This is a genomic window from Bradyrhizobium sp. SSBR45G (assembly GCF_030159255.1).
Taxonomy (GTDB): Bacteria; Pseudomonadota; Alphaproteobacteria; order Rhizobiales; family Xanthobacteraceae; genus Bradyrhizobium.
In genome coordinates, this window is sequence record NZ_BSCT01000007.1 from 71,071 (window position 1) to 94,271 (window position 23,201).

At 66.6% G+C, this 23,201-nt stretch carries 21 protein-coding genes; 13 read left to right on the forward strand and 8 right to left on the reverse strand.

Annotated elements, in window-relative coordinates:
- Positions 1-131: 131 nt before the first annotated feature.
- Together QQL87_RS11420 and QQL87_RS11425 are read left to right on the forward strand one after the other, a co-directional pair.
- Positions 132-1,289 (forward strand): glycosyltransferase family 4 protein, encoded by a 1,158-nt coding sequence (locus QQL87_RS11420; protein WP_284418108.1) that lies wholly within the window; start codon positions 132-134, stop codon positions 1,287-1,289.
- Complete coding sequence (locus tag QQL87_RS11425; protein WP_284418107.1) at positions 1,286-2,296, forward strand: MraY family glycosyltransferase; 1,011 nt, start codon at positions 1,286-1,288, stop codon at positions 2,294-2,296. Before QQL87_RS11420 ends, QQL87_RS11425 begins: the two co-directional genes overlap by 4 nt.
- Here QQL87_RS11425 and QQL87_RS11430 read toward each other — a convergent pair.
- The 4 genes from QQL87_RS11430 to rfaD are packed head-to-tail and all read right to left on the reverse strand — an operon-like array spanning position 2,282 to position 7,967.
- Positions 2,282-4,195, reverse strand: a complete 1,914-nt coding sequence (locus QQL87_RS11430; RefSeq protein ID WP_284418106.1) for a nucleoside-diphosphate sugar epimerase/dehydratase — start codon at positions 4,193-4,195, stop codon at positions 2,282-2,284. The genes QQL87_RS11425 and QQL87_RS11430 overlap by 15 nt on opposite strands.
- A complete protein-coding gene (locus QQL87_RS11435) occupies positions 4,192-5,478 on the reverse strand; it encodes an O-antigen ligase family protein (RefSeq protein ID WP_284418105.1) in 1,287 nt (428 codons plus the stop codon). The genes QQL87_RS11430 and QQL87_RS11435 overlap by 4 nt, the downstream gene beginning before the upstream one ends.
- A complete protein-coding gene (gene rfaE1 / locus QQL87_RS11440; RefSeq protein WP_284418104.1) occupies positions 5,475-6,947 on the reverse strand; it encodes a D-glycero-beta-D-manno-heptose-7-phosphate kinase in 1,473 nt (490 codons plus the stop codon). The genes QQL87_RS11435 and rfaE1 overlap by 4 nt, the downstream gene beginning before the upstream one ends.
- A 39-nt stretch (positions 6,948-6,986) precedes the next feature.
- Positions 6,987-7,967, reverse strand: a complete 981-nt coding sequence (rfaD, locus tag QQL87_RS11445; RefSeq protein WP_284418103.1) for an ADP-glyceromanno-heptose 6-epimerase — start codon at positions 7,965-7,967, stop codon at positions 6,987-6,989.
- A 150-nt stretch (positions 7,968-8,117) separates the two neighbouring features.
- Here rfaD and waaF point away from each other — a divergent pair, with 150 nt between their 5' ends.
- The 3 genes from waaF to QQL87_RS11460 are packed head-to-tail and all read left to right on the forward strand — an operon-like array spanning position 8,118 to position 10,364.
- Positions 8,118-9,182: a lipopolysaccharide heptosyltransferase II gene (gene waaF, locus QQL87_RS11450; protein WP_284418102.1), complete on the forward strand. Its 1,065-nt coding sequence runs from the start codon at positions 8,118-8,120 to the stop codon at positions 9,180-9,182.
- Positions 9,183-9,239: 57 nt separating this feature from the next.
- The gene (locus tag QQL87_RS11455; RefSeq protein WP_284418101.1) at positions 9,240-9,836 is read left to right on the forward strand and encodes a D-sedoheptulose 7-phosphate isomerase; all 597 of its coding nucleotides are present in this window, start codon (positions 9,240-9,242) and stop codon (positions 9,834-9,836) included.
- Positions 9,837-10,364 carry a D-glycero-alpha-D-manno-heptose-1,7-bisphosphate 7-phosphatase gene (locus QQL87_RS11460; RefSeq protein WP_284418100.1) on the forward strand — a complete coding sequence of 176 codons (528 nt, stop codon included), beginning with the start codon at positions 9,837-9,839 and terminating at the stop codon, positions 10,362-10,364.
- On the opposite strand, the gene QQL87_RS11465 is transcribed toward QQL87_RS11460, so the two are convergent.
- Entirely contained in the window at positions 10,346-11,392 is a 1,047-nt protein-coding gene (locus tag QQL87_RS11465; protein WP_284418099.1) for a glycosyltransferase, read from the reverse strand. The two genes, QQL87_RS11460 and QQL87_RS11465, sit on opposite strands and share 19 nt — an antisense overlap.
- 130 nt (positions 11,393-11,522) lie before the next feature.
- Here QQL87_RS11465 and galE point away from each other — a divergent pair, with 130 nt between their 5' ends.
- The 6 genes from galE (at position 11,523) to QQL87_RS11495 (ending at position 17,657) form a co-directional block, all read left to right on the forward strand.
- Entirely contained in the window at positions 11,523-12,536 is a 1,014-nt protein-coding gene (galE, locus tag QQL87_RS11470) for a UDP-glucose 4-epimerase GalE (RefSeq protein ID WP_284418098.1), read from the forward strand.
- A gap of 102 nt (positions 12,537-12,638) precedes the next feature.
- Entirely contained in the window at positions 12,639-14,444 is a 1,806-nt protein-coding gene (locus tag QQL87_RS11475; RefSeq protein WP_284418097.1) for an ABC transporter ATP-binding protein, read from the forward strand.
- Positions 14,445-14,476: 32 nt separating this feature from the next.
- Complete coding sequence (locus tag QQL87_RS11480; protein ID WP_284418096.1) at positions 14,477-15,178, forward strand: fumarylacetoacetate hydrolase family protein; 702 nt, start codon at positions 14,477-14,479, stop codon at positions 15,176-15,178.
- 957 nt (positions 15,179-16,135) lie between these two features.
- Positions 16,136-16,759: a hypothetical protein gene (locus QQL87_RS11485; RefSeq protein WP_284418095.1), complete on the forward strand. Its 624-nt coding sequence runs from the start codon at positions 16,136-16,138 to the stop codon at positions 16,757-16,759.
- Positions 16,760-16,845: 86 nt separating this feature from the next.
- Positions 16,846-17,007 (forward strand): hypothetical protein, encoded by a 162-nt coding sequence (locus QQL87_RS11490; RefSeq protein ID WP_284418094.1) that lies wholly within the window; start codon positions 16,846-16,848, stop codon positions 17,005-17,007.
- Positions 17,004-17,657, forward strand: a complete 654-nt coding sequence (locus tag QQL87_RS11495) for a hypothetical protein (protein WP_284418093.1) — start codon at positions 17,004-17,006, stop codon at positions 17,655-17,657. The genes QQL87_RS11490 and QQL87_RS11495 overlap by 4 nt, the downstream gene beginning before the upstream one ends.
- A gap of 310 nt (positions 17,658-17,967) precedes the next feature.
- Here the strand turns inward: QQL87_RS11495 and QQL87_RS11500 are convergent, their stop codons facing one another.
- From QQL87_RS11500 to QQL87_RS11510, 3 genes are all read right to left on the reverse strand, one after another.
- A complete protein-coding gene (locus QQL87_RS11500) occupies positions 17,968-18,897 on the reverse strand; it encodes an aspartyl/asparaginyl beta-hydroxylase domain-containing protein (protein WP_284418092.1) in 930 nt (309 codons plus the stop codon).
- A 238-nt stretch (positions 18,898-19,135) separates the two neighbouring features.
- Positions 19,136-19,291 (reverse strand): hypothetical protein, encoded by a 156-nt coding sequence (locus QQL87_RS11505; RefSeq protein WP_284418091.1) that lies wholly within the window; start codon positions 19,289-19,291, stop codon positions 19,136-19,138.
- A 177-nt stretch (positions 19,292-19,468) separates the two neighbouring features.
- Positions 19,469-20,161 (reverse strand): PilZ domain-containing protein, encoded by a 693-nt coding sequence (locus QQL87_RS11510; RefSeq protein WP_284418090.1) that lies wholly within the window; start codon positions 20,159-20,161, stop codon positions 19,469-19,471.
- Positions 20,162-20,905: 744 nt separating this feature from the next.
- Between QQL87_RS11510 and cpaB the strand changes: the two genes are divergently transcribed.
- Positions 20,906-21,712 carry a Flp pilus assembly protein CpaB gene (gene cpaB, locus QQL87_RS11515; protein ID WP_284418089.1) on the forward strand — a complete coding sequence of 269 codons (807 nt, stop codon included), beginning with the start codon at positions 20,906-20,908 and terminating at the stop codon, positions 21,710-21,712.
- A gap of 17 nt (positions 21,713-21,729) precedes the next feature.
- On the forward strand, positions 21,730-23,196 hold the full coding sequence (locus tag QQL87_RS11520) for a type II and III secretion system protein family protein (RefSeq protein ID WP_284418088.1): 1,467 nt from the start codon (positions 21,730-21,732) through the stop codon (positions 23,194-23,196).
- Positions 23,197-23,201 lie beyond the last annotated feature (5 nt).

Below are 23,201 nucleotides of genomic sequence, written 5' to 3' on the forward strand. Positions count from 1 at the left end.
GCCCCCAGCGTCGGCCGCTCGCAGCCGCAGTTGCAGGCGGGCGGCTTCCGTCCGCCGCGGGCAGATAACGGCTCGCGCACGGGCCGCTCTTGGCCTATACGGCGCCGAAACCGCCTGAGACCGTGAGTTTGATGCCCCCGCCCCGCTCTGCCTCGCCGCGACGCCTGCTCTACGTGGCCAACGAGGACTACGCCTTCCTGATGCATCGCCTGCCGATGGCGCGGGCTGCCCGCGATGCCGGCTACGAGGTGCATGTGGCGACCAACGTGAACGCGGGCGCCGCCGCAATCGCCGCCGAGCGCTTCGTCCTGCATCCGATCCCGTTCCGGCGCGGCGGCCTGTCGCCGTCGTCGGCCCTGCCCACCGTCCGCGCCATTCGCGCCGTCGCGACTGCGATCGAGCCGGCGGTGGTGCACCATTCCGGGCTGCAGTCGAGCGTGCTCGGCTCGCTCGCGGCGCTCGGACGCGCCACGCCGGTGGTCAACGCCATGACCGGCCTCGGCTATATCTTCACGTCCGCGAGCTGGCGCTCCCGCCTGCTCAAGCGGGGCATGCTGTGGCTGCTGCCATCGCTCATGAACCGGGCCGCGAGCTGCGTATTGGTGCAGAATCCGGACGACCGCGACGCGCTGCAGGCCATGGGCATACGGGCCGACAAGATCACCCTGATTCCGGGCTCCGGCGTCGACACCGACCGCTTCCAGCCCCTGCCCGAGCCGGCCGGACCGATCACCTTCGGCTTCGCCGGGCGGCTGCTGGCCGACAAGGGCATCCGGGCGCTGGTCGCCGCCCACCGGATGCTGCGCCAGCAGGGGCGCGACGACCAGTTGCTGATCGCCGGCTCCCCCGATCCGGCCAATCCCGCCTCGGTCTCGGCGGATGAGGTCGAGGCCTGGCGAAACCAGCCCGGCATCACCCTGCTCGGCCAGATCAAGGACATCACCGAGCTCTGGCGGCACTGCCACATCGCCGTGCTGCCGTCCCACCGGGAGGGGCTGCCGGTCAGCCTGCTCGAGGCCGCCGCCTGCGCGCGGCCGCTGATCTCCACCGATGCGCCCGGCTGCCGCGAGATCGCGATCGCTGGCCAGACCGGGCTGTCGGTGCCGGTCGAGGACGCGGCTGCGCTCGCGCAGGCCATGGCGCAGCTGGCGATGTCGCCCGAGCTGCGGGCACGTTACGGCCAGGCGGCGCGCCAGCTCGTCGAGGACAAGCTCTCGGCCCGGATCATCGGCCGCTCGGTGGTGGCGCTCTATGATCGCCTGACCTCGGCACCGGGCCCCCGCCGATGATCGCCAACCCAGCCGCCATCGTCGTTGCCATCGCCCTGATCGCAGCCGGCATGTGCGCCGTGCTGATCGTGCTGTTGCGGCCGCTGCTGCAGCGCTACGCGCTGGCGCGGCCGAACGCCCGCTCCTCACACAAGATCCCGACGCCGCAGGGGGCCGGCATCGCCGTGGTCGGCACAACGCTCGTGGTCGGCGGCGCCTTCGCCTCGGTCTTCGGCTTCGCGCCCCTCACCATGCTGTTCATCGCGGTCCCGCTGCTGGCGCTGGTGGGCCTGGTCGACGACATCAGGCCGATCCCGGTGCTGCCGCGATTCATCCTGCAAGGGCTGGCCGTCGGTCTGGTCGTGTTGACAGCACCGGATGATCTCAGACTGTTCCCGATTCCGCTGGCGATCGAGCGCGCGCTGCTGCTGATCGCCGGCCTCTGGTTCGTCAACCTCGTCAACTTCATGGACGGGCTCGACCTGATGACCGTGGTGGAGGCGGTGCCGATTACGGCGACGCTGGTCCTGTTCGGCCTGTCCGGCTCGCTGCCATGGCCCGCGACCGCGATCGCCGCCGCGCTCTGCGGTGCCCTGCTCGGCTTTGCGCCGTTCAACCGTCCAGTGGCCAAAGTCTTTCTCGGCGATGTCGGCAGCCTCCCGATCGGGCTCTTGCTCGGCTGGGGCCTGCTGCATCTGGCCTGGCAAGGCGCCATCGCCGGGGCGCTGCTGCTGCCGCTGTATTATCTCGTCGATGCCACCTTCACGCTGCTGCGGCGGATGGCGCGGCGCGAGCCGTTCTGGGCCGCGCATCGCACGCATTTCTATCAACGCGCCACCGACAACGGCTTTACGGTGACCGGGGTCGTGCGCGAGGTGGTCGTCCTCAATGCCGTGCTCGCGGTGCTGGCCGGAGCCTCGGTCGCGCTGAACTCGGTGATGGCTGATGCCGTGCTGCTCGTGATCGGGCTCGCCGCAGTTGGCTTCGTGCTCCGCCGCTTCTCGCGGCCGCGGTCACGCGGCGCTTGAGCCGAACTCCGGCACCGCATCCTTCAGCACGGATTTGATCGTGACCGGATCGTTGCGCGCGATCGCCTGATCAAGCGCCGCGATCCAGGCCCTCAGCGTCGGCATCGGCGGCTCGTTGGGCGTCGCCGCCATGATGCCCGCCACGCCGATCTCGACCGGCGGCTCCTCGCTCGCGAACAGGATCTCGTTGAGCCGCTCTCCCGGACGGATGCCGGTGAACTTGATCTCGATGTCGTAGCCAGGCTGCAGGCCGGACAGCCGAATCATGCGCTCGGCGAGCTCGACGATACGGACCGGCTGGCCCATGTTCAGCACATAGACCGAAACGTCCGGGCGCTGCGGCGCCAGCGCATGCGACGCCGCGGTGATCACGAGATCACAGGCTTCGCGGATGGTCATGAAGTAGCGCACCATGTCCGGGTGGGTCACCGTCACCGGGCCGCCGGCCTCGATCTGGGCCTTGAACTTCGGCACCACGGACCCGTTCGAGGCCAGCACGTTGCCGAACCGCACCGAGATCAGCCGCATCGGTGGCCGGCCGGCAGGGCGCTCGGCGAGTTGGCGGTCGAGCGCCTGGCAGTACATCTCGGCGAAGCGCTTGGTCAGACCGAGCATCGACACCGGCTCGATCGCCTTGTCGGTCGAGATCATCACCATCGACTCGGCCCCCGCCGCCACCGCGGCATCGGCGACGTTGATCGAGCCGAAGATGTTGGTCTTGACGCCCTCGCTCCAGTCGCGCTCGAGGATCGGCACGTGCTTGAGCGCAGCGGCGTGAAACACCAGATCCGGCTTGAACTCGCCGACCAGCGCGAACACCCGGTCGCGATCGCGGATGTCGGCGATGCGGCCCTCGACGGCGACATCAGCCTCCGGGTCGGCCGCGAGCACCTCGGTGATCGCATAGAGCGCCGGCTCGGAGTTCTCCAGAATCAGCAGCCGCGCCGCTCCGAACGCCACCACGCGCTGGCAGATCTCGGCGCCGATCGAGCCGCCGCCGCCGGTGACCACGACCGCCTTGCCGCGCACCAGCGCTTCCAGCCGGCCATAGTCGATCTTCTCGCTCGGCCGCAGCAGCAGGTCCTCGACCGCGACGGGCGCGAGCCGGGGTGCATCACCGCTCTCCAGCGACGGCAGGCGACTGACGATCAGGCGCAGCCGGCGCGCCCGCATCAGGAAGGTCTCGGGATGGCAATCCGGATCGAACGCGGACGGCATCATCAAAGCGCGCGCAATCGGCTTGTCGCGTCGCGCGAAATCGGCTGCGACGTCCTCGACATCGTCGATGCCGCCCAGCACCGGAACGCCGCGGATCAACTGGCCGCGATCGGCCATCGACGGCGAGAGAATGCCGATCGGCCAGATCCGCTTGACCGCCCCGCTCTCGATGCCCCGCAGCACCACCTCGGCATCGGCCGCGCGGCCGATCAGCAGCGCCGGCGCCGAATCCTCCGACTTCGCGTGACGGCGCACCCTTGTGTAGCGGAAATAGCGATAGGCGAAGCGCAGCGCGCTCAGCGCGAAGATCTCCAGGAACCAGAACAGGATGATCGTCAGCTTGCCGAAGAAGAACGTGCCGCGGACATTCGGCGCGACGATGATGTAGTCAAGCACCAGGAAGGCGACCGTCAGCACGGTCGCGACGCGCACGATGTTGAGCGCATCCGGCAGCGAGATGAAGCGCCACTTCGTGGTCAGCAGATTGGAGAAGTAGAAGACCACGAAGCTGAAGGCGATGAAGTAAGGCAGGATCTGCAGCAGCAGCGGCACCCGCTCCCAGAACGTGCTGGCGCCTTCGAAGCGGATATAGAACGCCGCGAACAGCGCGACGACGCTGACCGAAAGGTCATGCGCCGCGATCAGCAGGTTCCGATAGGTCAGCTGGGACAACCGCGTCATGCCGGGACCGTCCCCCGTGCCGGATCAGGCTTGTTCCTCAATCGCAGCAGCATGCCGCCGGCAACGCCCACGCCGATCACATACATCCATCCCTCGTGGAAATCGAAGATGTGGGAGTTGAACAGCGAGGTGAAGATGTTCTGCACCACCACGAGAAGCCCGATCCACGGCACGAGGCCATCGCCGCGGAACAGCAGAAGATGCACGGCCCACATGGCATAGAGGATGAGGACCCCAAGCGCCCCCCATTGGACGGCGACGTTGAGCGTCTGGTTGTGGGGATTGCCGACCACGGTGCCGGCGGCGAGGTCGGTGCGTTCGCTCGCGGCGGCCAGCTCGAACAGATGGCGCGTCGAGCCCGAACCGTGCCCGATGACAGGGGCGTCGGCGAAGAAGCGCAGTGACTTGCGCCAGAACTCCAGCCGCTCGCCAATCGACGTGACGCCGCGGTCGTTCCTGTAGTCCTGATACTGCGTCGTGAACGTCGACACCTTCTGCTGCAACTGCGGCGAGACCGACCATGCGGCCAAAGCCAGCACGAGAGCGCTGATCGCGATCAGCAGGTTGGCGCGCCATCTCAGATGGATCAGGCCGAACACCGCAAGCAGGATCGGGATGGTCACCAGCGCGGTGCGCGAGACGACGATGAAGATCATGTTGGCCAGGAACGCGATCATGATCGCCGTCAGCAGACCGGCCGGCACGAAGCGGCGGGCGCGCAGCAGCTGCGCGATCGGATAGGCCAGCGCCACCGCACAGAGTGAGAACTCCTGGCCCTGGTCGATGTAATTCTTCACGAAGATGCCGCGGTCGGCATTGGCCTTCAGCGCCAGCGCCGGATTGAACGCGACCGCCGTCGACATCACCACCATCAGCACGCAGGAGGCGAGAAACGCCGTGAACACCCACAGGCCGCGCTCGGAGCGCTGGAAGTGATAGAGCAGCGCCGGCAGCACCAGAAGCTTGGCCGCCGGCCCGACCGCATAGAGCCGCGCGCCCCAGGCCGCATCCGACCATAGCGTCCCGACCAGCGCCAGCAGGAACAAGGCGATCGGCGCCAGCGAGATCGGCCGCTTCATGATCTGCAGCAGACGATCGACATCGAGGAACGGCACCATCGTGATCAGCATGACGACACCGAGGATCGACACCAGCGATGTCGACCATGGCAGCGACGCCGCCAGCAGAATGGCCACGGCGTCCACGGTGGTGCGCCACGCCGCCGGATCGCGCCAGCGGCGCGCCAGCAGCGCCGGGCCGGGATGACCTGCCAGGGCGCTCATCGCACCTCGCTCCGGGCGCGATCGACCAGCGCCGTCGTGCTGTGTCCCTGCAGGATGTCGATCAGGAGCACCTCTCCGCCGCCGGCTTCGACGACCTCGTGGCCGACCACCTGCTCGCGCGTATAGTCGCCGCCCTTGACCAGCACGCTGGGCCGGACCAGCTCGATCAGACGAAGCGGCGTGTCCTCCTCGAAGATCGCGACGAGGTCCACGGCCTCCAGCGCCGCCAGGACCTCGGCGCGGGCGCGCTCGTCCTGCACCGGACGGCTCTCGCCCTTCAGCCGCTTGACCGACGCATCGCTGTTCAGTCCGACCACGAGGCGATCGCAGGCGGCGCGCGCCGCCGTCAGCACCTTCACGTGGCCTGGATGCAGAATATCGAAGCAGCCATTGGTGAAACCGACGCGCAAGCCCTCGCTTCGCCAGGCCTCGACACGATCAGCAATCTCGCTGTCGCTCTCGACGATCTTCTCCTCCGCAGCGCGGTAGGCATGCGGCAGAATCTTCCGCCGCAGTTCGGCCGACGTGACGCTGGCCGTGCCCTGCTTGCTGACGGCCACCGCGGCAGCCGCGCTCGCCATGCGCAAGGCATCTTCCCAGGCCGCGCCGGCGGCCAGCGCCGCCGCGAGAACGGCGACCACCGTATCGCCCGCACCAGACACGTCGCGCACTTTCACCGGATAGGCCGGAACGTGGATCGGATCGCCCTGGCGCGGCACCAAGGTCATGCCACGCTCGCTCTGCGTCACCAGGATCGCCTCGCAATCGGCCAGATAGATCGCATCCTGCGCGGCGGCGGCGATCTCCTGCTCGGTCTCGGCGCGGCTGCGGGTCGCCTCCGAAAATTCCTTGCGGTTCGGCGTCAGTACGCTCGCGCCGCGATAGATCGCCAGATTGGCGCTCTTGGGATCGACGATCACGCGCTTGCCGGCCTTGCGCGCGGCGTCGATCACGTTGCGCAGCACGCGCGCCGTCAGCACGCCCTTGGCGTAGTCCGACAGCAGCACGATGTCGGCCCGCGCGATCAGCGGCAGGATGGCCGCGATCAGCGTCTGCTCGACGTCTTCAGACGCCGGCGCAGCGCGCTCCCAGTCCGCGCGCAGCATGTGGGTCGAGAAATGCTCCGAGACGAAGCGGACCTTGCGCGTCGTCGGCCGCGATGGATCGCGGACCAGCACGCTCTCGATGCCGCCCACCTTGGCGAGCTCGGCCTCGAGCTGGTCTCCGGCCGCATCCTGCCCCACCAGACCGACGAAAATGCAGCGTGCACCGAGGGCGGCGATGTTGCGCGCGACATTGCCGGCGCCTCCGACATTGGTTTCACTGCGCTGAACCGCGATGACAGGCGCCGGCGCTTCCGGGGAAATCCGCGACACCTCGCCATAGACGAATTCGTCCAGCATGAGGTCGCCGACGCACAGCACCGTCTGGCGGGCGATCGCTTGCGAGAGATCGTCAAAGTCGAACATCAGCGGCAGTCTCGGTGCAGGTGGTCCAAAACAGGTCGTCTAGCGGAAGCGGTCGGCGGAATCGAGATAGTCTCGGACATAGCCAGCGACCGCATCCTCGAGCGACGTGAAGCCGCCGTTGTAGCCGGCGGCCACGAGCCGGTCGACCTTGCTCTGGGTGAAATACTGGTAGCTGCCGCGAATCGCTTCGGGCATGTCGACGTATTCGATCCGGGGCGTCGTGCCGATCGCCGCATAGGCCGCCAGCATCATGTCCTTGAAGCTGCGGGCCTGGCCGGTGCCGACGTTGAACAGCCCGGAGACCGAGGGCGAGGCCAGCAGCCACAACATCACGCGCACGACGTCGTCGACATAGATGAAGTCGCGGCGCTGGTCGCCATCGGCGATCCCGTCGCGGTGCGACTTGAACAGCTGCAGCGTATGCCCCGCCTTGATGTCGTCAAAGCGACGGGTGAGCACGCTCATCATCGATCCCTTGTGGTACTCGTTGGGACCGAACACGTTGAAGAACTTCAGCCCGGCATATTGCGGCGGCAGCCTCTCACCCCGCTCGGCGCGCGCGGCGATCGCCGTGTCGAACAGATGCTTGCTCCAGCCGTAGAGATTCATCGGCCGCAGCGCCTTCAATGCCGCCAGCGACGGATCATCCACGAAGCCCTGCGCGCCGTCGCCATAGGTCGCGGCCGAGGAGGCGTAGATGAACGGCGTGGTATTCGCCGTGCACCAGTCGAGCAGGCGCAGCGAGCTGCGGAAATTCCTTTCCATCACCAGATCTCCGTCCACGACCGTGGTGGCGGAGATGGCGCCCATATGCAGCACGGCGTCGAGCCGGCGCCCCCTGAGCCAAGCGTCCAGGTCGGATGGCGCGACGACGTCGGCGAGCTGACGCTTGGCCAGGTTGCGCCATTTGCCCTCGCTGCCGAGCGTGTCGCAGACGACGACGTCGGTGCGGCCGGCGTCGTTGAGCGCCGCCACCAGATTCGATCCGATAAACCCGGCGCCGCCGGTCACCAGCAACATTCCGTAACCCGCTCCTGATCCCGAAAAACCCGGCCCTCGCGTAGCGCATGCGACGGCAAAGTGTAAGCGCTTTGGTGATGCCGATCGCGGCCCACTTTACCTGCGGCGGCCGAGCGGCTACCAGCGCCGCGCAGAGCAGGCAGACAAAGAATGAATTCCAATTCAACCCAGGTCGAGGTGGATCCCGGCGAGACCAGCCCGATCCTGATCATCCCCTATATGTGGATCGGCGATTTCGTCCGTGGCCATACGGTCGTGCGGGTGCTCAAGGAGCGCTGGCCGAATCGTCCCGTGGACCTGCTGGTGACCTCGCTGTGCGCGCCGTTAGTGGATTACATGCCCGGCGTCCGCTCCAGCATCGTCTGGGACCTGCCACGCAGCCGGCTTGCGCTCGCCCGGCAATGGCAGCTCGCCAGCCTGTTGCGCGAGCGCCACTATCGCACCGCCCTGGTAATGCCGAGAACCTGGAAGTCGGCGCTGGCGCCGGCGCTGGCCGGCATCCCCGAACGGGTGGGCTTCGTCGGCGAGGTCCGCTTCGGGCTCCTGAACCGCTGGCGCTGGGGCGAGAGGGCGCTGCCGCGCTTCATCGACAAGAACGCCGCGCTGGCCCTGCCCGACCGCGCCGCACTGCCGCCGGAATGGCCGGTGCCGCAGTTGCAGGTGCCGGCGGAGGACGTCGCGCGCTGGCGCGAAGCCAATGGCCTGGGCAACCGTCCCGCTGTGGCGCTGGCGCCGGGCTCGGTGGGCTCCGGCAAGCGCTGGCCGTTTTATGGCGAGGCGGCCCGGCTTCTGCGCCAGGCCGGGCTCGACGTCTGGGTGGTCGGCGGTCCCGGCGAGAAGGCGCTGGCCGCCGAGATCGTCGCCGCCGGCGGACCTGAAGTCCGTGACCTGACCGGGACCGACCTGCGCAACGGCATCCTGGCCATGGCCGCCGCCGGTGTCGCCATCTCCAATGATTCGGGCCTGATGCACATCGCCGCCGCCTTGGGCACGCCGACCATGGGCATCTTCGGGCCCACCAGCCCCTACCATTGGGCACCGCTGAACGGCCTCGCCGCGACCATCCAGACCAAGACCCAGGTGCCCTGCCAGCCCTGCCATCGCCCGGTCTGCCGCATGAACGACCACCGCTGCATGCGCGATATCCCGGCCACGGACGTCGCCGCCATCGCCCAGCGCGTGCTGGCCGGCGCGGCAACGCCGGTCACGCCCTAGCTTGCGCAGCCGCAGCGCTCCCAATACACCGGCGCCATCGCAACCCGAGCAGCCGTCGTGACGCCAGCACCGGACGACCTCATCGCCAGCCATCTCGCCCGCTCCCGCGCGGCGATGGAGCGCGCCGCTGACGACGCCGCGCTGCTCGCCAGCGCTGGCCGCATCGCAGCGAGCATCATCACGGCGCTGCGCAGCGGCCACAAGCTCCTGATCGTCGGTAATGGCGGCAGCGCGGCGGATGCCCAGCATATCGCCGCCGAGATCGTCGGCCGCTATAAGCAGGAGCGGCCCGCCTATGCCGCGATCGCGCTGACCACCGACACCTCGGCGCTGACCGCCATCGGCAACGATTACGGCTTCGATCACATCTTCGCCCGCCAGGTCGAAGGGCTCGGGATCGGTGGCGACGTGCTGCTGGCGATCTCGACCTCCGGACGCTCGCCGAGCATCCTCAACGCGCTGCGCAAGGCGCGTGAGCGCGGACTTATCACGGTCGGCTTCACCGGCACCAAGGGTCTCGCGATGGGCGAGCTGTGCGACGAGCTCCTGGTTGCGCCGAGCGACGACACGCCGCTGATCCAGCAGATCCACCTCGCGACGGCGCATGGCATCTGCGAGACGATCGAGGCGGCGCTGATGCAGGACGGGACCTAGATGACGACTGCTCAGCTCAAGCCGGCGGCATTTCTCGATCGCGACGGCGTCATCAATCATGACGACAACTACATCGGCTCGCCCGAGCGCATCCGATGGATGCCGAACGTGGCCCATGCGATCCGGCGGCTCAACGAGGCCGGCTATCACGTCTTCCTGTTTACCAACCAGTCGGGCGTCGCGCGCGGGCTGTTCACGGAAGATGATGTCCTCAGCCTGCACGACTGGATGCGCGCCGAGCTCGCGGCGCAGGGCGCCGTGATCGATGATATCCGCTACTGCCCCTATCACACCGAGGGCTCCGTCGAGCGATATCTGCGCGAGCATCCCTGGCGCAAGCCACAGCCGGGCATGATCCTCGATCTGATGCAGCACTGGCCTATCAGGCGCGAGGGCAGCTTCGTGATCGGCGATCGCGTTTCCGATATGGCTGCCGCGGAAGCGGCCGGCCTGCCCGGCTTCCTGTTCGCCGGCGGCGACCTCGATGCGTTCGTCACCGAGGTCATCGCTCAGACCAGCCGGCGATAGACGGCGGCGATCTTGTCGGCCTCGGCTTCGAGGCTGAACCTCTCCACCACGCGCTCCCGCGCCCGCTCGCCCATCGCATGCGCCGCGGCCGGATCCTGCATCAGCGGCTCGAGCGCTGCGACGAGAGCATCGGCATCGCCCGGCGCCACCAGCTTGCCGGTCACGCCTTCCTCGACGACGATCTCAGCGGCACCGGCGCGCGCCGCCACCAGCGCGGCGCCGGCGGCCATGGCCTCGATCAGCGTCAAACCAAAACCTTCGTTGCGCGAGGTGAAGGCGTAGATCGTCAGGCGCTGGTACCAGCGCTGGACCTCGGCGATATCGAGCTCGCCGGTGATGATGATGCGCTGCTCCAGGCCTGCGGCGGCGATCTGCTGTCGCAGCTCGCTCGCGAACGGCATCTGTTCCGGCGTGACCGCGCCGACCAGCGCGGCGGAAAAATCCGGATAGCGCGGCAGCAGCCGGCACATCGCGGCGACGAACACGTCGCTGCCCTTCTGCGCGCGGACGCGACCGAAGCAGCCAATGGCGTATTTTCCGGGTAGTCCGCTCTCCGCGAAGGCTGCGGCGCGATCCGCCGGCGGCGCGTAGATCTCGGTGTCGACGCCATGAGTGATGACCGTCGCCTCGCGCTTCAGGTAGGACGCGGAGATCTCGCTGGTGGCGATGATCGCATCCATGCGGCGGATCAGCCAGCGCGTGATCCAGCTGTGATGACGCTGCGCGGCCGAGGTGAACACCAGCTTGAAAGCCCAGCCGAGCGCGCGCAGCAGCACGCCGATGATCATCTCGTCGTTGCGGCGCGCGTGCCAGATCAAAGGCCGGCGCCGGCCCCATACTTTCAGGAGATCACGCGCATGCATCCGCGCAATTCCCTCGGGCGCGAAAGTGCCCAGCCACGCGGCACGCACCAGCTTCGACAGCTTCGGCGCCACCATGCGATTGGTCGCCGTCACGCCCGAATAGCGCCGGTGCAGGTTCGGCACGATGACGTCGAGATCTGCGGCGGAAAACGGCTCGGCGGACACCACTCACTCCAATTGTAGCAATTCCCTATACGCAAGATTAGGCACCCTCGCCAGTTCGCATTCCCCGCAACCGGTCCTTCATTTCGTCGGCGTTAGCGTGCCGGAAAATAAACAGGGATCGTGTCAAACAATGACCGTGCTCGTGACGGGTGGCGCCGGCTATATCGGCAGCCACATGGTGCTCGCGCTGGCGGAAGCCGGCGAAAGCGTCGTGGTGATCGACAATCTCTCCACCGGCTTTTCCTCGCTCGTGCCGAGCGAAGTGCCGCTGTTCATCGGCGATGCCGGCGACGAAAATCTCGTCGACGGCGTCATCAGCCAGCATGGCGTCGACAGCATCATCCATTTCGCGGGCTCGGTCGTGGTGCCGGAATCGGTGCGCGATCCCTTGCTGTATTACCGCAACAACACCATGACGACGCGCAGCCTCCTGAATGCGGCGGTCAAGCGCGGCGTCAGCCGCTTCATCTTCTCGTCGACTGCCGCCGTCTATGGCAATCCGGACCAGGTTCCGGTTCCCGAGACCGCGCCGACGCGGCCGACCTCGCCCTATGGCACGTCGAAGCTGATGGCCGAGATCATGCTGCACGACACAGCCGCCGCGCATGACCTCAACTACGCCGTGCTGCGCTACTTCAACGTCGCCGGCGCCGATCCGCAGGGACGCATCGGCCTCGCCACGGTCGGTGCCACCCATCTCATGAAGATCGCGATGGAGGTCGCGACGGGGCAGCGCGCCAAGATCGACGTCTACGGCACCGATTACCCGACGCCCGACGGCACCTGCATCCGCGACTTCATCCATGTCTGCGACCTCGCCCAGGCGCACCGCGCCGCGCTGGCTTATCTGCGCACCGGCGGCCCCTCGGTGACGCTGAACTGCGGCTATGGCCGCGGCTATTCGGTGCTCGAAACCATCGAGGCCGTCCGCCGCGTCTCCGGCCGCGCCATTCCGACCCAATATGGTCCGCGCCGCCCCGGCGACATCATGACCATGGTCGCCGATACCAGCCGTCTCCGGTCGCTGCTCGACTGGACGCCGGTCTATGACAATCTGGAAACAATCGCCGCGCATGCGCTGGCCTGGGAGGAGAAACTGTTCCTGGAACGCCACAGCCATCAAGAGCAGCGGGCCACGGCCTAGAATCAAGCACTTAGCCGGAGAGCGGGGGGCTTGAAAAAGCCGCCCCGAGCGGGCAATCACTCTTGTCCGCCCGGCGATTTGCCCGCGCGGCCAGGGACCAGAATGGCCGACTTTCCGAAGAAGATCACCGACGATCCCTATGGCGCCGCGATCCTGGTCCGGCGCCTGGTCATGGAACAGGGCCTCGTCTACTGGCGCCGCTATCTCACCGCCTTCGCCCTGATGGCGGTCGCTGCCGCAGCGAGCGCCGCGGCGACCTACGTGCTCGGCCAGGTCATCAACAAGGCCTATGTCGAGAAGAGCATCCCGGGCATCGTCGTGCTCTCCGGCGTCACCGTGCTGCTCCTGTTCGTCAAGGGTGTCACCACCTACGGCTACGCCGTCATCCTGTCGAAGATCTCCAACGCCATCCTCGCCAACAATCAGCGGCAGCTGTTCGCCAAGCTGATGAACGAGAGCATCGGGTTCTTCTCCGAGCGCCATTCCTCCGAGTTCCTGGCGCGCCTGACCTCCGGCGCCAAGTCGATCACCGACATCCTGAGCATGCTGATCAACGCCGTCGGGCGCGATCTCATCACCCTGATCAGCATGATCGGCGTGATGGTGCTGCAGGATCCCTGGATGTCGCTGCTCGGCCTCGTCGTGGTGCCGCCGGCGATGCTGGTGCTGCGCAAGCTGGTCAAGCGCATCAAGGGCCTCGCGTACAACCAGTTCACCGGCACCGCCGACATCCTCGAGACGATGCAGGAATCGCTGCAGGGCATCCGCACCGTCAAGGCGTTCACCTTGGAAGACACGATGCGCGCGCGCATCGACGAGAACATTGCCGTGGTCGAGCGCAACGCCAACAAGATGGCCCGCGTCTCCAACCGCTCCAACCCGCTGATGGAGATGCTCGGCGGCTTCGCCGTCGCCGGCTGCCTGATGTATGCCGGCTATTCCGTGGTCGCGCTGAATGCCACGCCCGGCCAGTTCTTCTCGTTCATGATCGCCTTCCTGATGGCCACCGAGCCGGCCAAGCGGCTGGCGCGGCTCAACATCGATCTCAACAGCCAGCTGGTCGGCGCCCGCATGCTGCTCGAAGTCGTCGACAGCCCCGCCAGCGAGCAGCCTGACGACGACAAGCCGGCGCTCAAGCTCACCGACGCCAAGATCGAGCTGCGCGACGTCTCCTTCGCCTATCGTGACAACGAGCCGGTGCTCAACCGCATGAGCTTCATAGCCGAGCCCGGCAAGGTGACCGCGCTGGTCGGCCCATCCGGCGGCGGCAAGTCCACCGTGCTGGCGCTGCTGCTGCGCTTCTATGAGGCGACGGAAGGCGACATCCTGATTGACGGCCAGTCGATCTCGCAGGTGTCGCGCCGCTCGCTCCGCGAGCAGACGGCCTATGTCGGCCAGGACGTCTATCTGTTCCGCGACACCATCCGCGCCAACATCGCCTTCGGCAAGCCGGGCGCGACCGAGGCCGAGATCATCGAGGCGGCGAAGGCGGCCTGCGCCCACGACTTCATCATGGGCTTCCCGCTCGGCTACGACACGCCGGTCGGCGAGCACGGCACCCAGCTGTCCGGCGGCCAGCGCCAGCGCATCGCGGTCGCCCGCGCGCTGATCCGCAACGCCCCGATCATTCTGCTCGACGAGGCCACCGCGGCGCTGGATTCCGAGTCCGAGCGCCAGGTCCAGGAGGCGATCGAGCATCTCTGCCAGAACCGCACCACCATCGTCATCGCGCACCGCCTGCACACCATCATGAACGCCGATGCCATCCTGGTGGTCGAGGCCGGCGAGATCGTCGAGCGCGGCCGGCATGACGATCTGTTGCGCCGTGGCGGCCGCTATGCTTCGTTCTTCCGCCTGCAACAGCGCGACATGGGGCCGAACGTGATCCCGTTGAGCGCGACCTCCTGATCGTCCGTCCCACTTGACCCGAGATTCCTTCCATGAGCGCCACCACCGTCATCCCGGCCCTGCCGCAGCCGTCCCTCCCCGTCGTCGGCGAGGCCGGCGTCTTCCCGGTCCGCCGCATCTGGTGCGTCGGCCGCAACTATCTCGAGCACATCCGCGAGATGGGCAATGACGAGCGCGATCCGCCGTTCTTCTTTGCGAAGCACGCCGACATGCTGGCGCCCGAGGGCGCCGTGATCCCCTACCCGCCGCTGACCACGGACATGCATCACGAGGTCGAGCTGGTGGTCGCGCTGAAGAGCGGCGGTCTCAACATCCCGACCGACAAGGCGCTCGACCATGTCTACGGCTACGCCGTCGGCATCGACCTCACCCGCCGCGACCTGCAGCTCGCCTCCCGCAAGATGCAGCGCCCCTGGGAGGTCGGCAAATCGTTCGACCATTCCGCGCCGTGCTCGGCGGTGGTGCCCGCGGCCAAGATCGGCCACCCGTCGACGGGCAAGATCTGGCTGTCGGTCAACGGCACCGAGCGCCAGAAGGGCGACCTCTCCGAGCTGATCTGGAACGTGCCGGAAATCATCTGGAAGCTCTCCCAGCAGGTCGAACTCGCCGCCGGCGACATCATCATGACCGGCACCCCCGCCGGCGTCGCGGCCATCGCCGCCGGCGACAAGATCGAATGCGGCGTCGACGGCATCGGCACGCTGAAGGTGAGCATTGGGCCAGCGGCAGCGTAAGCGGCGCGCGACCATCTCCACGCCTCGACTTGCAAAAAGGCCGCGCCCCGCGCGGCCTTTTTCATTGCTTGTTCCGAAGGCGGCACGCTGTCCGCCCCACGAACGCTCCACTCCCCTCCCCCTTGCGGGGAGGGGAGCTCAGCGTCCTCGCGGCGATGACCTCACCCCTCATGGTGAGGAGCGCCGCGCGCGGCGCGTCTCGAACCATGAGGCCCGACGGCCTATGCCAGCCGCCGGCGCATCAGCACCGCGCACATCACCTGATCCACAATCTCAAACAGCATCGGGCTGATCAGGGACACGAGCATCCACCGTCTCGCGACGCAATCCGCGCCCGAGTGATGCTCTAAGTCCCGCCCTCTTCAGAATGGAGGGCGCAGGGAAGGCCGGGCGCTGGCCGCGCCCGTGGCCCGCCTGCGAAAAAAAATGCAGGCGGCAGGTACCACAGGTCTGGCCGAACACACCCGGCCCTCCCCGCGCGATGGTTTTAACAAGCTATAGCGCGCTCTTCCTGGTGCACCGGGCTTTCTGGCCACCATCCGCTGCGCGACGCGTGAGCGTCGTCGCAACGTTGACACTAGCTTCGGAGTGTCAGAACCACACGCCTTCACCGTCCGCGAACCGCACGTTCGTCCGTGCTCATCACACGCCGCCGCCCCGCGTCCACCGCTCCCCGCTGCCAACGTCCGTGACGACCGCGAACCGTCCCCTACCGTGCAACGGGATGGGTGGAAAATAATGCTGATTTGGCGAAGAGGTAAAGCGATTTATGTTTTTCGGAATGACTTGACACAATCCTGCAAAAGCGAAGCGATTTGCCCGTCGGGTCATTCCAGACTTGCCACGCTTTGGGACCGGAGCAGAGATCCGCGCTCGGAACGTCGCAAATGCCCGAAGCAGCTTGCCCCGAGCGGGTCAGCGCCCTAGCATAACCACGCTTGCAATTGACCTGCCCAGATGCGTTCACTCGCCCTTTTCATTTTCTTGATCTTCGTGTTTGCGTGCCCGAGCAGCGCAGACGCGCTCGATTGCGCCAAGCCGTTCTGGTGGAATTTCAGTCGCAAGGATGGCGATGCACAAAAGCGACGGCTGGACGCTGAGGCGCGGGCAGCATTGGCCAATCTTGGGCCGCTCGTATTTCGCGGGCGCTTGGCGTCGGCGCGCAATCTGTCCGATGCCAAAAACAATACGCCCGTGTTGTTGATCGTCTTGAAGGATGTTGAAGTCCTGAAAGGCAGGATGCCTCGATCAGCTGGCGACCGAAAGGCATTCATCCTGTACTACGGGTGGTGCGACGCCCGATGCCAACCGGGCCACCCGCGGTGGCCAATCGGGATGATCACCTACAATGCGCGCGCCTTCAGCGGCGGTCTGGTCAGAGATACAGGCGCGATCGATCCAACCGGAGGAAAGATCCTGTACCAGGGGCGGGTGGATGCCGTAATTGGAGCCTGCGATCAGATACAGCTGACGCCTCTGCAACAGCAAATTCTCGACGCGCCCGCAGAAGAAATCGCCCGCTTGATCCGCGAATATCCATATCACGCTCCTGGCGACGTCGAGCCCGACAGTTCTGACTGATCCATTGTGCTATTGCCGATCGCGGATTGTCACTGGATCGCGCAAACTCGGCCGGGATGACGGCAGGCCGCACGATGGAATCGACCATGAACGAGACAGTCGCAGACCTCTCCCCCGCGGCCGCGCCGACGCAACGTGATGACGTGGCGACGGTTGCGGCCGCCGGGATATTGGCCGCGACGCTGGCTGCGTTCTGCCACGAGACCATCGGCCACGGCATTGGCTGCATCGCGGCAGGGGCGACGTGACCCTGCTGACATCCATCTGGTTTCGTTGTCACGGGGCCACATCGCTCACGGATGCCGGGGGCGCCATTGCCGGCGTGATCTCCGGCGCGCTGGCCCTCACGATCCCGCTCCGTCACGTCCACAGCGCCGCAACGAGGCTGGCGCTGCTGATGTTCGGCGCCATCAGCCTGCTATGGGTTGCGGCGCAACTCATCAGCCATCCGGCCTTCGACCGGGACGACTGGCACTTCATCGCACAGCGAATGCACTGGTCGTGGCTGTGGCGTCCGACGCTCGCGCTCATCGGCGTGGTGTCATATGCCGCAACCGTGCGCGGGATTGTTTCTCGACTGCAGGACCCTGGCGCACCGTCCAGTCCTGCGATTCGGCTGGCCTATGTCGCGGCCGCCATGTCTGCCGCGGCCGCAGGGCTGATGTGGCCGCCCCAGCCGATCCGCTCCGCCGCGGAAGGCCTGCTGACGCTCGGCGTGGCTCCGCTTGGCCTGCTCCTTGCTACGCGGTTGAGCGACGCCAAACAGACGCAGCATGGCGACGCCCCGATCGCGAGGTCCTGGTCCGTCGTGCTGCTGTCGCTGGTGAGCTTTGCCGCCTTCGCCCTGATCCAGGGACGCGGCCTGGGTCCGCTCGCGGACGTCCCGCTGGTTCACTGAAGCCCTGCGAGCAGACGGCGGATTAGTTAGCCGAAGGCGCATCCGCCGGCTTTCACGACGAAGGCGGCGGATGACGCTCCGCTCATCCGCCCCACTCGTCCCGTCTCGCCGCAGGACTGTCGCATATGATGATCGAAGTTGAGCGCTCTCCTCTCTCCACGTCGTCATGGCCGGGCTTGTCCCGGCCATCCACGTCGTTCGGCACGCTGAGAACCACGTGGATGCCCGGGACAAGCCCGGGCATGACGGAGTAACTAACTGACAGGGTCATTCGTCGCGACAGCCCGCATTTCCCTGTGCGATAGCCCTCTCACCGAAACGCCGACACCACGATCGCGCCCACGATCGCCACCGTCAGCGTGTACTTCGCCGCGTAGTACACCGTCCTGTTCCACGCCTTCACCTTGCGCGTGGCCAGATGAAACTCATACAGCTTGCCGAACACCTTGTTCAGCACGCCGACGTGCTCGCCCTCGACGTTCTGGGTGGCGGAGGCCTTGACGATGTGGTGGCTGACCCAGCGGTTGATGGCGGTGAAGACGTCGTGTTTCATCGGGCGCTCGACGTCGCAGAACAGGATGATGCGGTTGACGTCGGTCGCGTTCTCGGCGCTGTGGATGAAGGTTTCGTCGAACATGAAGGCCTCGCCGTCGCGCCAGACGCAGGGCACGCCGTCGACCAGGATGCGGCACTTGTCGGAGTTCGGCGTGACCAGGCCCAGATGATAGCGCAGCGAGCCGGCGAAGGGGTCGCGGTGGGCGCCGAGCTTGCCGCCGGGCGGCAGCATCGCGAACATCGCGCCGTGCACGTTCGGGATCGCGTTCAGCAGCTCCACCGTCTTCGGACAGAGCGTGCGCGCCGACGGCAGGAAGTCGTCGTACCATTTCAGATAGAAGCGCTTCCAGCCGCTCTTGAAGAAGGAGTAGAAGCCCCAGTCGTTGTTGGCGGCGGCGGCGCGGATGAAACCCTCGTCGAACAGGCGCACCGCCTCCTCGCGGATCTCCTGCCAATTGTCGGTGAGCGTCTTCAGCTCGGGAAACTGCTCGACCGGAATGACCGGCGTGTTTGGCACCGCCGAGCCGGCATACATCAGCACGTTATAGGGCGCGAGGTAGGTCGAGTGATCGCCGAGCTGCCGGGCGAAGCGCAGCCGCTGCTTGCCGCGGAAGTGGACGTAGAGGGTGGCCCCGATCAGGATGTAGAGGGCGATGAGCTGTGGCGCGAAGAGCTGTCTCAGCATGTCCGGTTCCCATGATCCGGCCGCTCAGAGCTTAATGCGCAGAACCGCGACGCCCGGCTGGGCGATCAAAGGCGGTGATCTGATACAGGCCGCAAGCCCACAGAATAGCCGCAATCTCCCGGCGCTGCATCCCCCGACACAATGTTGTGAGCGGGAACCGAGATCGAAGCCGCGGGGGCGTGCCCTGGCGGCAACACGGGAGGCGAGGCGCCGTCGCCGCGCCAGGACTTATCCGCGCCTAAGCGCGGGTCAGCTCCTGCAGCCCCTTGAAGGTGAGCCGCTTGGGATCCCTGACCCCGGCGAGATACATGCGCCTGATCGTGGCGACCACGGCGTCGCGGTCGCAACCGGTCAGGACGACGATGGCGTCGACTGCGGTCTTCTGAGCCTCCATGAGACGATGTCCTCCTGGCCTACGAACCCGGCACGCAAGCGTTCACGATGTCGCTTAACACCGCGTTAACTGTGCGCAGGGGCTGCCAGTTCCATGCCTCGATTCGCGCGCTCGCCCAATACGCGAAACCGCGCAGGGCGAGCGCCCCGCAGGAGCGGCGGCACGACCCGGCCTGGATCAGACCATGAAGAAGTCTTCCGGCGCCTCGATCCGGCCATCATCGCCATGCGCGACGAGCCTCTGGCGCGTGGGACGCGCCGGTGGCGTGATGACGCGCCGTTCGAGCTCGGTCGTGGCCGACAGCGGATCGACGAACCTGATGGCGAAGCCGTCGGGGAAATGCCTGACGACCCGCCCGACGCAGCTGCCCACGGCGAGCGGCGTGCCGATCTCCGGCTGGATCTCCGCAGAGACCGCGGCGCCCGACACCGACGCATCGATGACGAAGCACGGGATGATGCTGCCATCGGCGAGCGTCAGCGCGGAGTGCGGCGAGTTCGGCACGACGCGCGCATCGCGGCGGGAGTCGCGGATCGTCGGATCCTTCTGCTTCTTCTCCAGCCAGACCAGCTTCTCGGCGAGCTTGGCGCGCTCGGCGCGCGTCATCTCCAACTCGAGCAGGAAGCCGCCATGGATGGTGTCGCTGATCTCGCCTTCGAACTTGCCGAAGTCACGGAAATACGAGGTCAGCCGGTCGCCGATCTTGCCGACCACGGGCACGTCGAGCAGCGCACGAAACGGCGACACGCGCGTGGTGCGGCAGGCGAATGAGCGCAGCTTGCCTTCCGGATCATACCAGTTCGGCAGCGTGTAGGAGCCCGCCGTCTGAATCCTCACCGCCCGCTGCTTCAGGAATCGGGCAACTGACATTGCGCGCCTCCCCTCGTCCCCCGCGAATCCCCATGGCTGATCATCGCCCGGCCAACGCCGCAGCAGGACACGCCAACTACAATCTTTGCGTGTATTTTTGCCCGGAACAAACCGAACACAACAGTACCAGCCCTCATGCGCGGAACCGTGAGCGCAAAAGACTAAGGAACTCTGAATCTGAAATGGAAATCCCGCCCAACGGAATCGTAGGGCGAACCCGTTTCCGGTTTCTAAAGATGCTGATCCGGCTGACTACGGGCATTCGCACGGCACGCAATCATCGGCTGTAGCGCGCGTAAGCGCGACTGTGACGCCACGCCGCGCGGTGCGCGCCGCTCGCTGCCAGCCTCTCCTCGCGTGCGGTGAGAGGCTCGATTGCATCGCAGATGCAGATGCGAATGTCCTGCAACGAACGGCGTGCATGTTCGGCGCTGTTAGCAAGGGATTCAGCTTAACAAATTGCACGTGATGCAGCGGCGCAACTCATGACGCGATTCCAGATCGCCGCTACCAACCGGCGCGCGCAAACGACCTCCGCGCAAATAGCTAACACATTCGCGGCGTTTCACTATTTGCATGCTAACAGCCTGTTCACCACTTGCGCAATCGGTGCTTCGCGCCGCCGCCGCAGCAGCCTGTGTGCAAGTTCGCTTATACCATTGGCGCTTAGTCGTTAGTCAGGGAGAACCGCTGTCCGCAGGCCTGCGCGTTGCTCCGGTGTATGAGTAGAGAGTAGTACCGCTGATGATGACCGCACGCATCGTGGTGTTAACCATCGCTCTCGGCGCGGGCGGCGTTGCGGCCTACCTCGTGAGCAATTCCGAAAGCCAGCAGCCGGCGCCCGCAGCGCCCGTCGTGCAGCTGCCGACCGTCGAGGTGCTGGTGGCGAAGGCCGACATCAGCCTCGGACAGCCGATCAAGCCCGGCGATCTCATCTGGCAGACCTGGCCGGAAGCCGCGAGCAACATCTTCATCCGCCGCGGCGACCGGCCGGAGGCGGCCAATCAGCTGGTCGGCATGATCGCGCGCGCGCCGTTCGTGATCGGCGAGCCGATCCGCGAGCAGAAGCTGGTGAAGTCCGACGGCTCGGGCTTCATGGCGGCGATCCTGCCCGCCGGCATGCGCGCCATCTCCACCGAGATTTCGCCGGAGACCGGCGCCGGCGGCTTCATCCTGCCGAATGATCGCGTCGACGTCATCCTGTCGAAGCGCGACAAGAATCCGGACAAGCCGGGCGGATCCGACACCGTCAGCTCCGAGATCATCCTCGCCAATGTGCGCGTGCTCGCGATCGACCAGGCGCCGAAGGAGAAGGAAGGGCAGAACAATGTGGTCGGCAAGACGGTGACGCTGGAGCTGAAGCCCGAGCAGGCCGAGACGCTGGCCCGCGCGCGACAGGCCGGCACGCTGGCGCTGGCACTGCGCAGCATCGCCGACGTGAACGCGCCCGACGGCAACAAGACCGAGATGCAGCAGCAGATGGCGCGGCGGGGCAACGCCATCGAGATCATTCGCTACGGGATCACGAGCTCGCTCACGGCGCAGAAGTGATGAGAAGGACGGGGACAATGATGGGTGGGCAGCAACGCGCAAGGACGGGGATTTGGCTCGTGCGCGCGCTCTCGATGGCGGCAGCCATGGCGCTGGTGCTCAATCCGGCGCTTTCGCCGGTGAAGGCGGCCGAGGACAGGGATACGCCGGTGGTGTCGGTCGGCTCGGCGAAGATGCGCTACATGTCGCTCGGCATCGGCAAGTCGGTCGTCGTCGACTTCCCGCAGGACGTCAAGGACGTGCTGGTCGCCGATCCGAAGATCGCCAACGCGGTCGTGCGCTCGGCGCGGCGCGCCTATATCATCGGCGCCGCGGTCGGCCAAACCAACGTGGTGTTCTTCGACGGCGAGGGCCAGCAGGTCGCGGCCTATGACATCGCCATCAAGCGCGATCTCAACGGCGTGCGCCAGGCGCTCAGCCAGAGCATTCCCGGCGTCAAGATCGACGGCGTCGGCGACGGCGTGATCCTCACCGGATCGGTGTCGAGCCCGGTCGAGGCGCAGCAGGCCGGCGAGATCGCAGGCCGGCTGGTCGGCGGCGCCGACAAGGTCGTCAACTCGATCGTCGTGCGCGGCCGCGACCAGGTGATGCTGAAGGTCAACGTCTCGGAGGTGCGGCGCGAGATCGTCAAGCAGCTCGGCATCGATCTCAGCGCCAGCATGACCTACGGCACCGCGGTCGTGAACTTCAACCAGACCAACCCGTTCACGGCCTATGGCAAGTCGCTGGTGTCAGGCAACGGCCTCTCCGCCACCGGCGGCGGCCTGTCGTCGGTGTCGGCGACGATGCGCGCGATGGAGACCGCTGGCGTCGTCAAGACCCTGGCCGAGCCCAACCTCACGGCGATCTCGGGTGAATCCGCGACCTTCATCGCCGGCGGCGAGTTTCCGGTCCCCGGCGGCTACGCCTGCGATCCCAAGACGGGCCTGTGCAGCACCTCGGTCATGTTCAAGAAATTCGGCATCTCGCTGAACTTCACACCGGTCGTGCTCAGCGAAGGCCGCATCAGCCTGCGCGTCATGACAGAAGTGTCGGAGCTGTCGAACGACAACGCGATCACCCTGTCCTACGCAACGAGCGCGGGCTCGGCCTCGTCGGTCACGATCCCCGCGATCCGCACCCGCCGCGCCGAGACCACGCTGGAGATCCCCTCCGGCGGCTCGATGGCGATGGCGGGCCTGATCCAGAACCAGACCAAGCAGGCGGTCAACGGCCTACCCGGGCTCAATCAGCTGCCGGTGCTCGGCCAGCTGTTCCGCAGCCAGGACTACGTCAACAACGAGACCGAGCTGATGGTGATGGTGACCCCCTATGTGGTGCGCGCCGTGGCGCAGAAGGAGCTGTCGCGACCGGACGACGGCTTCGCGCCGGCGACCGACTCGGAATCGGCGCTGCTCGGCCGCATGAACCGGCTGTACGGCATCGCCGCCAAGGTCGACGCCGCCACCGGGCAGCCGGCCGGCTTCGGCTTCATCATCGACTGAGACGG

Bases quoted from the DNA above. Each gene is read 5' to 3' on its own strand.
- QQL87_RS11420 (WP_284418108.1), top strand. From the start codon at position 132: ATGCCCCCGCCCCGCTCTGCCTCGCCGCGACGCCTGCTCTACGTGGCC.
- QQL87_RS11425 (WP_284418107.1), top strand. From the start codon at position 1,286: ATGATCGCCAACCCAGCCGCCATCGTCGTTGCCATCGCCCTGATCGCA.
- QQL87_RS11430 (WP_284418106.1), bottom strand. From the start codon at position 4,195: ATGACGCGGTTGTCCCAGCTGACCTATCGGAACCTGCTGATCGCGGCG.
- QQL87_RS11435 (WP_284418105.1), bottom strand. From the start codon at position 5,478: ATGAGCGCCCTGGCAGGTCATCCCGGCCCGGCGCTGCTGGCGCGCCGC.
- rfaE1 (WP_284418104.1), bottom strand. From the start codon at position 6,947: ATGTTCGACTTTGACGATCTCTCGCAAGCGATCGCCCGCCAGACGGTG.
- rfaD (WP_284418103.1), bottom strand. From the start codon at position 7,967: ATGTTGCTGGTGACCGGCGGCGCCGGGTTTATCGGATCGAATCTGGTG.
- waaF (WP_284418102.1), top strand. From the start codon at position 8,118: ATGAATTCCAATTCAACCCAGGTCGAGGTGGATCCCGGCGAGACCAGC.
- QQL87_RS11460 (WP_284418100.1), top strand. From the start codon at position 9,837: ATGACGACTGCTCAGCTCAAGCCGGCGGCATTTCTCGATCGCGACGGC.
- galE (WP_284418098.1), top strand. From the start codon at position 11,523: ATGACCGTGCTCGTGACGGGTGGCGCCGGCTATATCGGCAGCCACATG.
- QQL87_RS11475 (WP_284418097.1), top strand. From the start codon at position 12,639: ATGGCCGACTTTCCGAAGAAGATCACCGACGATCCCTATGGCGCCGCG.
- QQL87_RS11480 (WP_284418096.1), top strand. From the start codon at position 14,477: ATGAGCGCCACCACCGTCATCCCGGCCCTGCCGCAGCCGTCCCTCCCC.
- QQL87_RS11485 (WP_284418095.1), top strand. From the start codon at position 16,136: ATGCGTTCACTCGCCCTTTTCATTTTCTTGATCTTCGTGTTTGCGTGC.
- QQL87_RS11490 (WP_284418094.1), top strand. From the start codon at position 16,846: ATGAACGAGACAGTCGCAGACCTCTCCCCCGCGGCCGCGCCGACGCAA.
- QQL87_RS11500 (WP_284418092.1), bottom strand. From the start codon at position 18,897: ATGCTGAGACAGCTCTTCGCGCCACAGCTCATCGCCCTCTACATCCTG.
- QQL87_RS11505 (WP_284418091.1), bottom strand. From the start codon at position 19,291: ATGGAGGCTCAGAAGACCGCAGTCGACGCCATCGTCGTCCTGACCGGT.
- QQL87_RS11510 (WP_284418090.1), bottom strand. From the start codon at position 20,161: ATGTCAGTTGCCCGATTCCTGAAGCAGCGGGCGGTGAGGATTCAGACG.
- cpaB (WP_284418089.1), top strand. From the start codon at position 20,906: ATGATGACCGCACGCATCGTGGTGTTAACCATCGCTCTCGGCGCGGGC.
- QQL87_RS11520 (WP_284418088.1), top strand. From the start codon at position 21,730: ATGATGGGTGGGCAGCAACGCGCAAGGACGGGGATTTGGCTCGTGCGC.